Here is a 13,654-nt window from a genome sequence, read left to right on the forward strand (position 1 = left end):
GCGCTGGCCTGGCCTGACGTTGATTCTGCGGCTACCACGGAAAAGTGCGAGTGGGGAGCCTGGTACACGCAGAGTCAGCGAGAACGTTGCCGTACAGCCTAATCAAACTGCCTAGGTCGTCGGCCGTGCACGGCGGCGAAAACCGCGGCCGCGGCCGCCAATAACACCGAGCTGACCAGCCACGGCAGGATCCGACCGGCGGTGAACAACGCGGCATACACCCCGGGCGCCACGGCTGATGCCGCCGCCCACGCGGTCTGCAGCAGCGAGCCGTGCCGGCCGGAGGATTCGGCCGGGGCGAAGGTCAACATGATGTTGGCGCTAAGCGCATTGCTGGCCGCGTCGGACACGCTGAACAGGATCAGCCCTAGGGTCAGTACCACGAACAGCAGTGCCTGGCCGGCGTTTTGGATGCCGGCCAGGCTGTCCACCACCAGGAAGCTGACCGCGCAGCACGCCGTCGACCACGCCAGGATCCGCAGATGCGGCACCCGCTGCCCGATCCGCGCCACCGCGCGGGCGGCCACCGCGACCATCACACAGATGAACAGGTAGGCCACCGTCGTCGACCACGTGGGCAGCCCCACCGACAACATGAACAGCGGCAGCGCGGTGTCCATCCCGATGGTGGTCAGCGCGATGGCGAACACCCCGGCGATGAACGCCATGAAGCCGCCCTGGCGCAGCACGTCGCGGTAGCGCGGCGGCGCAGCGTCGGACGGCTCGCCGTCGACGGGCTCACCGTCGTCGACCCAGCGCAACTGCCAAAACAACGCGGCGGTGATCAGCTCCCCGGCCGCGATGACCGCGACCAGCGCCGTCCAGAACCAGCCGGAGCCGCGGTCGAAGATCAGCCCCAGCGTCGCGGCCAGCGCGCCGACACCGAACCCGAGCACCCGCACCGAGGTGAGCAACGCGAACATCCGGGTGCGGTCGTCGCCCTCGGCGGTCAACCGGCGCACGGCCTCGGGATCGCTGGTGAAGAACAGGTTTCCGGCCAGCGCGGCGGTGAACGAGAACAGGGCGACCGCGGCCAGCGTGGTGGTGAGCAGGAAGCCGACGAACGCCACCGCCCCGATGACACCGGATAGCGTCATGGTCCGGAACGGGCCCAGCCGATCCACCACCCGCCCGGCCACCACCGCGCCGGCCAGCAGCGCGCCGGTGTTCCCGATGGTGGCGGCGACCCCGGAGCCGGTCAGCGGCAGCCCGCGGCCCAGCGTGAAGAACAAGAAGATCAGCGGCACCCACAGGCCGTGGCTCACCATCGCGACGGTGGTGGCGAGGATGAATGACCGGCGCGCCGCCGACAACCGTTCGGTCTGAGCGTCGCTGAGCATGGTCGTTGGTGTCCGGCTGGTAGGTATCAATGCGTGGCAGGACCGTTCCCCCTGGACAGATGAAGGTACCGGGCGGCCGTCGGCCACGCATCCGAATTATTTTGGCCGGCGCCGCCGGACCGGCGGTTTAGCCGTGCAGCCGGCCCTCGATGAACACGCTGCGCGGGGTGAGGTCGGTGAGCTCGGCGGGCGCGGGCCGCCCGTAGCCGGCCATCAGGTCCAGGGCTTCGGTCGCGGTGATCCGCCAGCCGCGCTGCGCCAGCCACGCCGCGAGGTCGGTGCGCTCCTCGATGTACCACAGGTCCTGCACATCCGGCGCATTCGCATCGGCGGCCTCGTCGCGTAGCCGGCGGAACTGCTCGCGCCGGCGCGCCAGGTTCTCCGGGTCGAAGAAGCCCGGGCTAAACGCCTCGACCGCGACCCGGCTGCCCGGCGCGCTGAGCTCCGCGATGCGTTCGAACAGCAGATCCTGGGCCTGGGCGGACAGGTAGGGCAGCAGTCCCTCGGCCGACCACGCGGTCGGGGTCGACGGATCAAATCCGGCCTGGCGCAACGCCGTCGGCCAGTCCTGGCGCAGGTCGACGGCGACCGCGCGGTAGTTGACGGCCGACCGGATCCCATGGGCGGCCAAGGTGTCGGCCTTGAACTCCAGCACCTTGGGCTGGTCGACCTCGTAGACGACGGTGCCGTCCACCCAGGGCAGCCGCCAGGCGCGGGCGTCGAGGCCGGCGGCCAGGATCACCGCCTGGTCGATGCCGTTGGCGCCGGCGGCGATGAAGTATTCGTCGAACCACTTGGTGCGGGCCGCGGCGTAGCCGCCGATCGCCCGTCGCCGCTCGGCCATCGGCCCGGACGTGTGCGGCTGCCAGCCCCGCACGGTGGCGGCGTCGACGAACAGTTGCGCGTAGCGGTCGGTGAACAACGGGTGCGCGGTGTTGGTTTCGTCGGCTCGGGCCATGGCCACGCCCAGGGCGGTGGCGCCCACGCTTTCGGTAATGTCCCAGCTGTCGTTATCGGTCCTGGTCACGGCGGTGTCCTCGCTCGTTGATATTTGCTAGACAGTCTACACAAATATCGCGAGGTCCCGCCGCGGCGCGCCGCGGATACCGCTAGGGCTGCCGGAATTGGGTGTCCGACATTTCGTTCCGTGCCTCCCGTTCGGCGAAGGCCCGCAGGGTGAGCAGCTGTTTGCGCATCATCACCAGGTCCCCCAGGGCGAGCAGCCTCGCGACCAGCTGCGGCCCGCCGAACCGGACCCGGACCTGCAGCCGGGTGCCGGCGGCGCGCGGGCGCACCGCGTACGTCACGGCCACGCCGGCGCCGCGCAGCGTGATGTGCTCGCCGGCGGCGAACGAATGCAGCGTGAACAACGTCATGAACCGCTGCCCGATCGCCAGGTGTGTCAGGTCGGGGGTGCGCCGCCGGGGGCTGCGGCGGCCGAAGTTGTCCAGCAGGTCGTAGCTGTACGGGGCGACCCGCAGCTGGCACAGCCAGGCGAACACGATCGCCGGCGGCGCGGCGATGCTGATCGCGCGGTCGGCGTGGATTCCGTTCGGCAGCAACGCGTCACACGGCAGCGCGGTGCCGCGCTCCTGTCGTGTGGCGCCCCAGTTGTTCACCGGATCGCCGCGGCCGGTGGGCGCACCGCGGCGGCGATGCGGCGCAGCATCAGGCGCACCACGACCCGGTGGGCGCCGGTGCCGATCACCAGGGCGCGGTAGACCTTGCCGTGCGGTCCGGGAAACGCCGCCCAGGTCTGTGAGCGCACCCGGGTGCGCTGTGGCCCCAGCTCGTCCAGCTCGAAGATCCAGCGATACACCGCGAAGGGGTGCCGGCCCTTCAAGGCCAGCCGGTGCGGGGGTGTCGCCTCGCCGAGTGTGAAACCGACCGGGACCGTGGCCGGGTCGTCGGGGTTGCGGCAGATGACCTGCAGCAGCGCCGTCCAGGTTTCCGCGGCCGCCGCGTCGATCGTTATGGCATGCTCATCGATATAGGGTAACCGTTCCATATAGAAGGACTGTACTAGGTCGTGGCGCCTCCGCGGAAGCATGAAACCGATGTGATCCTCGACGCGACCCGAGCGCTGGTGCTCGCCGACGGGCCGCGCGCGGCCAGCGTGGCGGCGATCGCCAAGGCCAGCGGCGCCCCGGCCGGCACGCTGTATCACCGGTTCGGCAACCGCGACGGCATCCTGACCGCGGCCTGGCTGCGTGCGCTGGAGCGGTTCCAGTCGCGGGCGATGGCCGCCGCCGGCGACACCGCGACCGAGACCGCGGTCGCGATGGCGGTGGCCGCGGTGCGGTTCGCGCGGGAGCTGCCCGAGGACGCCCGGCTGCTGTTGACGATCCGGCCGGGCGATCTGCTCGACGGCGAACCCGACGCGGCGTTCCGGGAGACATTGGCGGGCATGAATGCGCCGCTGCTGCACCGCGTCGACGACCTGGCGCGGCAGCTCTACGGCAGCACTGGTCCGCGGCCGGTGCATGCCGTCGCGCGGGCGGTCGCGGATCTGCCGTATGCCGTGGTGCGCCGGCACGCCTACGATGCGGAGCTGCCGTCGTGGCTCGAAGACGACGTCGCCGCCGCCGCGCGCGCCTTGTTGGCCAGCTACCGGCCCGAGTAGCGCGAGCAGACGCAAATTCGCACGGATTCAGCCCGGATCGCGCGAATCTGCGTCTGCTGGCGGTCGAAAAGCTATCGGCGCCAGCCGAGCTGAAGCAGCAAGCCCAGGTCGTCGCGGACGGCGCGGTGCCGGGTGATCTGGCCGTCGGCAAGGGTAAAGATGTGCACCTGTTTGTGCTCGATCGGTTTGCCGGTGGGCGCGATGTTGTTGAACACCCCGGTGTGGTGGCCGGTCATGGTGGCGACGGCGATCACCGTGTCCGCTTCCGTGAGGGTTTCGTGCAACTCGAACCGCAAGTTGGAGAACGCCTCCCGCAACCAGCGGCTGGTGGCCAGAAATCCGGCCGGGCCGCGTTGTTGGCGGTCGACATCTTCGGGGTCGTCGTCGGCCTCGTGGTTGATGAAGTCGGGCGCGATGATCCGCTGGGCCAGGTCGGCGTCGCCGGTCTCGATGATCCGGAAGGACTGGCGGGCGATCGTCTTGGGGTCGGTCATGACCGAACGTTAGGCCGACGAGGCTTCGTCGGTATTGGAAGAAACGGACACGTCGCCGGCGGGCAGCGCCGTGGGGGCGGTCCCGGCCAACGCCTGGCACTCGTTGATCATGTGGGATTGGTCGGCGTATCCGGCGGCGACCGCCAGTTCCGCCCAGCCGGTCGCCGGGTCGGTCGCGTGAATCAGGTCCAGCAGCCGTTGAAAACGGAAGACCCGACCGAGCCGTTTGGGGCCGTAGCCGACCGCGGCGTCGAAACGGCGACGCAGCTGCCGTTCGCTCAGACCCACCTCGTCGGCCACGGCCGACACCGGCTGGTCGGGCCGCCGGCGCAGGACCTGCACCGCCCGCGCCACCGGCCGGTCGACCACCGGTTCGGCGTCGGCGAAATATGTGGCCAGCGCGCTCTGCAGCCGGGTCAGGCGCTGTTCGGGAGACGTTGTGTCGCACAGCGTCTCGGCTATTCTGCGCCCCGCGGGCCCGAGCGCTGACACGAGGGGGACGCGGTCATCCCGGAATTCGTCGGCGGGCCGCCCCAGCACCGCGGCGGCCGCGCCCGGCCGCAACCGCAGACCGGCCAGCGGGCCGCCGGGACCGGCCGGCAGCTGGTAGGAGGTGGTGGCGGGCCCGGCGATCAGGACCTCGCCGTCGCTGGTTACGAACAGGTCCATGCACCCGTCGGGCAGCACCCGGGTCGATGCGTGCGGCGACCCGGACCGCGCCCAACCGCATTCGATCAGCGCCAGCAGCCGTCGTTCGGGACGAAATTCCTGGTACATCGGCGTCACCAGGTATCACCGTAATCCCGTCGGCCCGGGTTTGTGGCGGGCGCAGCCGATGTCCGTGCTGGCGCGAGCGTGCGCAGATCCGGGAATTTTCTCGGCGTGTCGGCCGGGGACACGCACGCTCGCGTTAAGGGCGCTGGGAGGTGGCCCAGCTGCGCAGGGAGGCGAGCTGGATGGGATCCAGTGAGGGGCGCACGGATTCGCGGGCGGCGGCGATGTCGGCGGCGGTGACGTCGGCGGCGTCCAGTGAGCGCCGCATCGCGGTCAGCGCCGCCTCCCGCAGCAGCGCCACACAATCCGCGGCGCTGTAGCCGTCCAAATCCGCCGCCAGCGCGTCCAGGTCGACGTCGTCGTGCAGCGGCACCGAGGTGCCGGCGATGCGCAGGATGTCGCGGCGTGCGGCGGTGTCGGGCGGTTCGACGAACACCAGTCGCTCCAGCCGGCCCGGGCGCAGCAGCGCCGGGTCGATGAGCTCGGGCCGGTTGGTGGCGCCGACCACCACCACGTCGCGCAGCGGCTCGACGCCGTCGAGCTCGGTCAGCAGCGCGGCCACCACCCGGTCGGTCACCCCGGAGTCGAAGCTTTGGCCGCGCCGCGGCGCCAGCGCGTCGACCTCGTCGAGGAACACCAGCGACGGCGCCGAGTCGCGGGCCCGGCGAAACAAATCGCGCACCGCGCGTTCGCTGCTGCCCACCCATTTGTCCATCAGCTCAGCGCCTTTGACGGCGTGCACACTGACCCGGCCGGACCCGGCCAGCGCGCGCACCACGAACGTCTTGCCGCAGCCGGGCGGTCCGTACAGCAGCACCCCGTGCGGCGGGTCCACCCCGAGCCGGGCGAAGGTGTCCGGATGCTGCAGCGGCCACAGCACCGCCTCGGTCAACGCCTGTTTGGTGGCCGCCATATCGCCGACGTCGTCCAGCGTCACCGAGCCGACGGCCACCTCCTCGGCCGCCGACCGGGACAGCGGCCGGATCACCGACAGCGCACCGACCAGGTCGTCTTGGGTCAGCGCCGGCGGTTCCCCGTTGCCGCTGGCCCGCGCCGCCGCCCGCAGCGCCGCCTCCCGGATCAGCGCCGCCAGGTCGGCCACCACGAAACCCGGTGTCCGACCAGCGATCTCGTCGAGATCCAAATCGCCGGTGGGCACCGCCGCCAGCAGCGTCGCCAGCAGCGCGGCGCGGGTGGCGGCGTCGGGCAGGCTCAGCCCCAACTGCCGGTCGCACAGGTCGGGCGCGCGCAACCGGGGATCGAGCTGGTCGGGCAGCGCCGAGGTGGCGACGAAGGCGACCCCGGCGGTGCCCACCGCGGCGCGCAGCTGCGCCAGGATCAAGGTGGCCACCGGCTCGGGCGGCTCGGGCAGCAGCGCATCGATGTCGGCGATCAGCAGCACCCCGCCGCCGTCGCGCACCTGCGCGACCGCCGCGGTCACCGCGGCCAGCCGGTCCTCGGCGCTCAGCGCGCCGACGTGCGGGCCGTCCAACTCGACCAGCCGGCGCCCGGCGCACACCGCGCGCACCAGCGTGGTTTTGCCGACCCCGGCCGGACCCGACACCAGCACACCCAGGTTGGTGTCGGCGCCCAGGGTGCGCAGCAGGCCCGGCTCGTCCAGCGCCAGCTTGAGCCATTCGGTGAGCTTGGCGGCCTGCGCATCACAGCCCTTGAGGTCGTTGAGGCTGATCGGCGGCGCGGCGCGGGGCGGCTCGGGCGCGGGCCGGGCAAGCTCGGTGGCCGCGCCGGTGTCGTCGGCCGCCGGCGCGGCACCGGTGCCCCAGCTCACCAGCGAGTTGGGTTGCACGCTGACCGGCCCGGCCGGATCCACCCCGGTCACGGTCAGCAGCTCGGAGGTCCAGCTGATCCCCACCGCCGAGGCCAATGCTTGACTGGCCGCCGACGTGGAGGTGCCCGGGCCCAAATCGCGGGGCAGCAGCGACACCGCGTCGCCGACCGTCATCACCTTGCCCAGCAGGGCCTGGCGCAGGGTGGCCGGCGACACCGACCGGGCGGTCAGCGCCGAACCGCTCAACGTCACCGACTTCGCCCCGTACACGGTGACCGCGGCGACGATCACCGCGGTGCCGTCGCGCAGCCCGGCGTTGGACAGCGTCACGTCGTCGAGCAGCACCACCCCGGCCGGGATGTCCGCATCGGCCACCCCGGCCACCGCCGCGGTGGTCCGCGACCCGGTCAGCGACACCGCGTCCCATTCCCGGATCCCCAGGGCGGCAATGGCTTCCGGGTGCAGCCGGACCACCCCGCGGCGGGTGTCGACCGCGGAGGTGTTCAGCCGCGCGGTCAGCGTCAGGTGTGGGGTCACTGGCCCTGATCCGGCTTGCGCAGCCCCAGCCGGGCCATCGAGCGGCCGCTGGGTTTACGCAACCCCAGCCGGGCCATCGAGCGGCGGTTGGGCTGCGCCCGACGGATGGCGCGTCGGGTGGCGCGGCGCTGTTTGGGCGCCTCGTCCCAGGCTTCGGGGTGCGCGGCGACCCAGCGTTGGCTGCGGACCGAAAACGGGATGGTGCACAGGTAGGCCACGATGAGCACCAAAATCAGGATGTAGGGGAACAGGAACGCCGCCGCGGCGACCATCGCCAACACCGCCAGCAGCACGGCGGCCAGGTTCGGCGGCACCGACACGGCGTGCATCTTGCGCATCGGGATCCGGCTGACCACCAGCCCCGAGCAGGCCACCAGCCAGGCGCACACGAACCATTCCGAGCTCCACCAGCCCTCGCCGAACTGCATCTTGGCCGCCAGCGGGCCGATCACCGAGATCGCCCCGGCCGGGGCGGGCATCCCGACGAAGAACTCCCGGGTGTAGGCGGGCAGGCTGGCGTCGTCGAGCAGGGCGTTAAATCGGGCCAGCCGCAACACGATACAGACCGCGTACAGCAGTACCACGATCCAGCCGGCCGGCGAGGTGGACAGCAGCGACACGTACACCACCACCGCCGGCGCCACCCCGAAGTTCACCGCATCGGCCAGCGAGTCGATCTCCTCACCCATCCGCGATGAGGCGTCCAGGAAGCGGGCCACCCGGCCGTCCAGGCCGTCCAGGATCGCCGCGGCCCCGATCAGCGCCATCGCCACGTGCGGCTGGCCGTCCAGCGCGAACTTGATCGACGTCAGGCCCGCGCAGATGGCCAGCACCGTCATCGATCCGGGCAGGATCCGCAGGCCGACCGCGCGCCGGGTGCTGGTCATGGCAGCTCGGCCAGCACGGTCTCACCGGCGAGGGCGCGCTGACCGACGCTGACCATCGTCCGCGCCCCGGCGGGCAGGTAGGTGTCGAGCCGGGAGCCGAACCGGATCAGCCCGTAGGTGTCGCCGATCGCCAGCTTGTCGCCGACCCGCGCGTCACACACGATGCGCCGCGCCAGCAGCCCGGCGATCTGCACGGCGATCACCTGCGCGCCGTCCGGGGTGCGGATCACCAGGCTGTTGCGTTCGTTGTCGGCGCTGGCGGCGGCCAGATCGGCCGACCCGAACCGGCCCGGCCGGTGCTGCACGGCGATCACCTCACCGCCCACCGGGGCCCGCTGCACGTGGGCGTCCAGCAGCGACAAAAAGATGCTGATCCGCGGCAGCGGCACGTCGGCCAGGGCCAGTTCGGGCGGCGGGACCGCGGTGTCGATGACGCAGACCACCCCGTCGGCCGGTGCCACCACGACCCCCGGCCGGGTCGGCGGCACCCGCGGCGGGTGCCGGAAAAAGCCGGCGCACGCCCCGGCGGCCAGCAGCCCGGCGCGGCGCAGGGTGCGGCTGCGGGTCGCCTTCCCGACGGCGGCCACCGCCAGCCCGGCGGAGATGAACGGCAGCCCGGCCGGGTGCACCGGCGGGACCGACGACCGCACCAACCCCAGCAGCCGGTGCAGGGTTGAGGTCACGTCGTCATCGGGGCGGGGGCGTCTGGCCACCCGCTCATCTTACGGACGCCTACCGGAGATCCCAGACGTGTAGTGGGGAACCGGCAGCCATCTCCACCACGTCCTCGGGGATGTCCAGCAGGCAGTTCGACGACGCCAGCCAGCGCAGATGGTGCGAGGCCGGCGGCCCGTAACTGGTCACCGTGCCGGCGGCGGTGTCGAGCAGGCCGCGCCGGAACTGGCGCTTGCCGCGCGGCGAGGTCAGCGGCTCGGCCAGCACCGCGGTGTGGTGGGAGCGGTCGGGGTTGGGCAGCCCCATGGCGCGGCGCAGCGCGGGCCGGATGAACACCTCGAAGGACACCAGCGCGCTGACCGGGTTGCCCGGCAACGTGACGATCGGGGTGCCGGCCACCCGCCCGGCGCCCTGCGGCATCCCGGGCTGCATGGCCACCTTGACGAACTCCACCCCCTGGTCGCCGGCGCGGCCGAAGACGTCCTTGACCACCTCGTAGGCGCCGGCGCTGACCCCGCCGCTGGTGATGATCAGGTCGGCGTCGGCGGCGTGACGGTCCAGCACCGCGGCGAACTCGTCGACGTCGTCGCTGACCTTGGTTGCGGCCGCCACGGTGGCCCCCGCCTCGCGGACCGCGGCGGCCAGCATGACCGCGTTCGACTCGTAGATCTGGCCCGGCTGCAGCGGGGTGCCCGGGCTGGCCAGCTCGGTGCCGGTGGAGATCACCAGCACCCGCTGCCGCGGGATCACCGTCAGCTCGGGCTGACCCAGCGCGGCCGCCAGGCCGACGACCGCCGGGGTGGCCAGCTGGCCGGCGCGCAGCACGGTGGCGCCGGCGGCGACGTCCTCGCCGGCGGGCCGGACATGGCGCCCCGGTGAGGTGGCGGCGCGGATCGCGACGGTGTCGGTGCCGCCGTCGGTGGCCTCCACCGGCACTATTGCGTCGGCGCCGACCGGAACCGGGGCGCCGGTCATGATCCGATGCGCGGTGCCCGGCGCCAGCGTCGGAATGTCGGTGCGGCCGGCCGGAATGTCCTCGGCTACCGGGAGTTTCACCGGGTCCTCGGCGGTGGCCGCGGCGACGTCGGCGGCGCGCACCGCGTAGCCGTCCATCGCGGAGTTGTCGAACACCGGCAGCGACATGGCCGCGGCCACGTCGGCGGCCAGCACCAGGCCCTCGGCCGCCTCCAGCGGCACCGTGGCCGGTGGCCGCGCGGTGATCAGGTGGGCAACGACGCGTTGATGTTCCTCGACCGGACGCATGCCGCCATTATCGGCTTAGACCGGAAACGTGACGCCGGTCAGCTCCTCGGACACCTGCCACAGGCGGCCTTGCAGCTGCGCGTCGCGGGACTGCTTGCTGGAGCCCACCAGCTTGGGGTGGCCGCGCTGCTCGCCCAGGCCGTCGGGACCGTAGTACTGGCCGCCGGTCACCGCCGGATCGGTGGCGGCCCGCAGCGTCGGCAGCGCACCCATCTGGGCGTTCTGGAAAACGATTGGCGCGAACAGTCTTTCGGCCGGGCGCAGGAACGCCGGCAGGTTGCGGGTCAATTCGGTGTTGGAGGTGCCGGGGTGGGCGGCCACCGCGATGGTCGGCCTGCTCTTGGCGGTCAGCCGGCGCTGCAACTCGTAGGTGAACAGCAGATTGGCCAGCTTGGACTGCCCGTAGGCGGCGACCCGGTTGTAGCCGTGCTCCCACTGCAGGTCGTCGAAATGGATGGCGGCCATAATCCGGTGCGCCATGCTGCTGACCGTCACCACCCGGGAGCCCTCCACGCCCAGCAGCCGGTCGAGCAGCAGCCCGGTCAGCGCGAAGTGGCCCAGATGGTTGGTGCCGAACTGCAGCTCGAAGCCGTCGGCGGTGGTCTGCTTGGGGGTGTACATCACCCCGGCGTTGTTGATCAGCAGGTCGATGCGCGGGTAGGCCTCGCCCAGCGCCGCGGCGGCGGCGCGCACCGACTCCAGCGAGCTCAAGTCGAGCTGCTGCACGGTGACGTCGGCGTTCGGGCTGGCGTCCCGGATCCGGGCCGCGGCGGCGTTGCCCTTGTCCAGGTTGCGCACCGCCAACACCACGCGCGCGCCGCGGTCGGCCAGCACCGCCGCCGCGTGGTACCCGATTCCGGTGTTGGCGCCGGTGACGACCGCGATCCGGCCGGTCTGCTGCGGCACGTCGGCCGCGGTCCATTTGCCGCGTGTGTCCATGCCGAAAGACGATACTCACGGCGTCTGCGCGGCGTCCGGCTGGCGGTGTGCCGGCATTTAGCGTTGGTGCGCCCGGCGCCTAGCCCCCGAGGTTGGGCAGCGGCGGAAGCGATGGGGCCGGAGCGACCTCGGACCTACCCACATCGATGACGGCGATATCGTATTTGATCTGGGGGTTTGGGCCGGCGGTGTTGGAGCACAACGTGATTGTGTAGAGCACCGAAGTCTTTTTCCCGTCGAAGTCCGATCGGTCGTCGTCTGCATTGCAGAGTTCGAGGTCGCGACCCTGGCTGTCACGGGTGAAGCCGCCGTCGAGCAACAGGTGTTGGGCCGCGTCGCCGGCGTCGGCGTCGATCCCCGTCACGGTCAGCTGCCAGCGGGTCAGCCCCCCGAGCGGACCTAACTCCCGATGACCCTCGATATGCCCATTGATCACCGGCACGTCGGTTGGGAAGCCGGCCGGCAGCGACGCGGCGTCGGCACGTTCCGCCCCACCGGTATCGGTGTGGTCGCTCGCGCGGGTACTGGTGGGCGTGGACTGCTTGGTGGAGTCGTGCTTAGTCTTGCTCCCGCACCCCGCGACGGCCAGGCCGATCGCGACCACGATCGCAAGTATTGCCGACACACCCCGATGAAAACTCATGGTCGGTAGTTAAACACGGTTGGCGATTGCTGTGGAACGCCTTTTCTTCCGGTGGTGGCTGCGGTGAACTGCGGATACGGCCGCGGTGGATTTCCTGGCTGATTCGAGTCTCCGCATGGCCCGACGTCCGGTGCGTCATCCTTACATCATGGTGATGATGACCGATCCCGCGCATCCGCCCAGCCGCAAGGCGCCGCTGGTGTGGGCGTTGGGCGGGGCGGTGCCCTGGCTGCTGCTGCTGATCGGGCAACTGCTGTGGGCGGTGTTGGACGGCCGGCTGGTGTGGCTGCACGCGCTGGTGCTGGCGGCCACCGGGCTGGGCTTGGCGGTGTCGGTGGTGGTGGCGCCGCTGTGGCGGTATCGGGTGCACCGCTGGGAGATCAGCCCGCAGGCGGTGTACACCCGCACCGGGTGGCTGGTCCAGGAGCGGCGCATCGCCCCGATCTCGCGGGTGCAGACCGTCGACACCTACCGCGGCCCGCTGGATCGGATGTTCGGGCTGGCCAACGTCACCGTGACGACGGCGTCGTCGGCGGGGGCGGTGCGCATCGTCGCGCTGGACGCCGACGTCGCCGACCGGGTTGTCGCGCAGCTCACCGATATCGCCGCGATCGGCGCCGAGGACGCCACGTGACCCCGACCGCCCCGGCGCACCCCGATCTGGCCTGGCAGCGGCTGAGTCCCCGGATGCTGCTGGTGCATCCGGTGCACGAAATGCTGCGCCAGCTGCCGCTGCTGGTCGGCGCGGTGGTGCTGGGGTCGACCACCGGCAACCCGCTGTGGACGTTGGCGGCGCTGGCGGTCACCGCCGCGCTGGGGGTGGCGCGCTGGTTTACCACCAGCTACCGCATCGAGGGCGATCTGGACTCCGGACAGGTGCAGCTGCGATCCGGGGTGCTGCAGCGCAAGGTGCTGTCGGTGCCGCGCAACCGGATCCGGTCGGTGACCACCGACGCGCGGCCACTGCACCGGCTGTTGGGGCTCACCGTGTTGCGGGTCAGTACCGGCCAAGAAGCCAAGGGCGACAACGTTTTCGAGCTGGACGCGGTGGAAGCCGACCAGGTGTCGCGGTTGCGGGCCACGCTGTTGGCCGGGTCCGCGGAGCCGGCCGGGGCCGAACCCGGTGCCGCCGCGGTTGAGGCGGTGGTGCTGGCCCGGTGGCGGCCGTCGTGGCTGCGGTACAGCCCGCTGAGCCTGTCGGGTCTGGTGACGATCGGCGCCGCGGTCGGCGTGGTGTACCAAAGCGGCGTCGGCACCGCGCTGCAGCAGTCCCGGCTGGGCCAGGCCGGGCTGGGCACCGCCGAACGGGCCGGGGTGGCGGCCACCGTGACGGTGCTGGCGGTCGTGGTGCTGGTGGCGTCGGTGGTGCTGGCCGTGGGGCGCTCGCTGCTGACCTACGGCAACCTGGTGCTGTCCCGGCGCGCCGATGTGCTGCAGCTGCGGCACGGCCTGCTGCGGGTGCGCGAACACACCTACGACATGGCCCGGCTGCGCGGCGGGACGTTGCGCGAGCCGCTGCTGGTGCGCGCGCTGGGTGGTGCCCGGCTGGACGCGGTGATGACCGGGGTGGGCGGGGCCGGCGAATCCTCGGTGCTGCTGCCGCCCTGCCCGGCCGACACCGCCGCGGCGGTGCTGACCGGGCTGGTCGGCGACGCGGCGGTGGTCCGCGGCAAGCTGGTCGGCCACGGGC

The 13,654-nt window shown here is 71.8% G+C and carries 15 protein-coding genes; 3 read left to right on the forward strand and 12 right to left on the reverse strand.

The features are described from left to right. Nucleotides 1-98: 98 nt before the first annotated feature. The 4 genes from BKN37_RS11260 to BKN37_RS11275 all read right to left on the reverse strand — a co-directional run bounded on the left by BKN37_RS11260 (nt 99) and on the right by BKN37_RS11275 (nt 3,348). Complete coding sequence (locus tag BKN37_RS11260; protein WP_071025648.1) at nt 99-1,340, reverse strand: MFS transporter; 1,242 nt, start codon at nt 1,338-1,340, stop codon at nt 99-101. Between the two features lie 127 nt (nt 1,341-1,467). Further along, entirely contained in the window at nt 1,468-2,367 is a 900-nt protein-coding gene (locus tag BKN37_RS11265; RefSeq protein ID WP_071025651.1) for an SAM-dependent methyltransferase, read from the reverse strand. A gap of 82 nt (nt 2,368-2,449) precedes the next feature. After that, nucleotides 2,450-2,959 (reverse strand): hypothetical protein, encoded by a 510-nt coding sequence (locus BKN37_RS11270; RefSeq protein WP_071025655.1) that lies wholly within the window; start codon nt 2,957-2,959, stop codon nt 2,450-2,452. Continuing rightward, complete coding sequence (locus BKN37_RS11275) at nt 2,956-3,348, reverse strand: hypothetical protein (RefSeq protein WP_071025658.1); 393 nt, start codon at nt 3,346-3,348, stop codon at nt 2,956-2,958. The genes BKN37_RS11270 and BKN37_RS11275 overlap by 4 nt, the downstream gene beginning before the upstream one ends. Before the next feature lie 21 nt (nt 3,349-3,369). Here BKN37_RS11275 and BKN37_RS11280 point away from each other — a divergent pair, with 21 nt between their 5' ends. Then, nucleotides 3,370-3,963 carry a TetR/AcrR family transcriptional regulator gene (locus BKN37_RS11280; RefSeq protein ID WP_071025662.1) on the forward strand — a complete coding sequence of 198 codons (594 nt, stop codon included), beginning with the start codon at nt 3,370-3,372 and terminating at the stop codon, nt 3,961-3,963. Between the two features lie 71 nt (nt 3,964-4,034). On the opposite strand, the gene BKN37_RS11285 is transcribed toward BKN37_RS11280, so the two are convergent. From BKN37_RS11285 to BKN37_RS11320, 8 genes are all read right to left on the reverse strand, one after another. Continuing rightward, a complete protein-coding gene (locus BKN37_RS11285; protein ID WP_095407057.1) occupies nt 4,035-4,457 on the reverse strand; it encodes an ester cyclase in 423 nt (140 codons plus the stop codon). 9 nt (nt 4,458-4,466) lie between these two features. Further along, complete coding sequence (locus BKN37_RS11290; RefSeq protein ID WP_071025665.1) at nt 4,467-5,234, reverse strand: helix-turn-helix domain-containing protein; 768 nt, start codon at nt 5,232-5,234, stop codon at nt 4,467-4,469. 133 nt (nt 5,235-5,367) lie between these two features. Next, nucleotides 5,368-7,557, reverse strand: coding sequence for an AAA family ATPase (locus BKN37_RS11295; RefSeq protein WP_071025667.1), 2,190 nt, complete (start codon nt 7,555-7,557; stop codon nt 5,368-5,370). Continuing rightward, entirely contained in the window at nt 7,554-8,444 is an 891-nt protein-coding gene (gene pssA / locus BKN37_RS11300) for a CDP-diacylglycerol--serine O-phosphatidyltransferase (protein WP_071025670.1), read from the reverse strand. Before pssA ends, BKN37_RS11295 begins: the two co-directional genes overlap by 4 nt. Continuing rightward, nucleotides 8,441-9,157: a phosphatidylserine decarboxylase gene (locus BKN37_RS11305; protein WP_083341729.1), complete on the reverse strand. Its 717-nt coding sequence runs from the start codon at nt 9,155-9,157 to the stop codon at nt 8,441-8,443. The genes pssA and BKN37_RS11305 overlap by 4 nt, the downstream gene beginning before the upstream one ends. A gap of 19 nt (nt 9,158-9,176) precedes the next feature. Continuing rightward, nucleotides 9,177-10,382 (reverse strand): molybdopterin molybdotransferase MoeA, encoded by a 1,206-nt coding sequence (gene moeA / locus BKN37_RS11310; protein ID WP_071025674.1) that lies wholly within the window; start codon nt 10,380-10,382, stop codon nt 9,177-9,179. A gap of 15 nt (nt 10,383-10,397) precedes the next feature. Next, nucleotides 10,398-11,321, reverse strand: coding sequence for an SDR family NAD(P)-dependent oxidoreductase (locus BKN37_RS11315; protein WP_071025678.1), 924 nt, complete (start codon nt 11,319-11,321; stop codon nt 10,398-10,400). 79 nt (nt 11,322-11,400) lie between these two features. After that, nucleotides 11,401-11,964 (reverse strand): hypothetical protein, encoded by a 564-nt coding sequence (locus BKN37_RS11320; RefSeq protein ID WP_131823570.1) that lies wholly within the window; start codon nt 11,962-11,964, stop codon nt 11,401-11,403. Between the two features lie 115 nt (nt 11,965-12,079). Here BKN37_RS11320 and BKN37_RS11325 point away from each other — a divergent pair, with 115 nt between their 5' ends. Then, entirely contained in the window at nt 12,080-12,598 is a 519-nt protein-coding gene (locus BKN37_RS11325; protein WP_242657211.1) for a PH domain-containing protein, read from the forward strand. 53 nt (nt 12,599-12,651) lie between these two features. Continuing rightward, a partial coding sequence (locus tag BKN37_RS11330) for a PH domain-containing protein (protein ID WP_083341732.1) occupies nt 12,652-13,654 on the forward strand: 1,003 nt, incomplete at its 3' end.

The sequence above is a fragment of the Mycobacterium talmoniae genome (assembly GCF_001854525.1).
GTDB classification, from domain to species: Bacteria; Actinomycetota; Actinomycetes; order Mycobacteriales; family Mycobacteriaceae; genus Mycobacterium; species Mycobacterium talmoniae.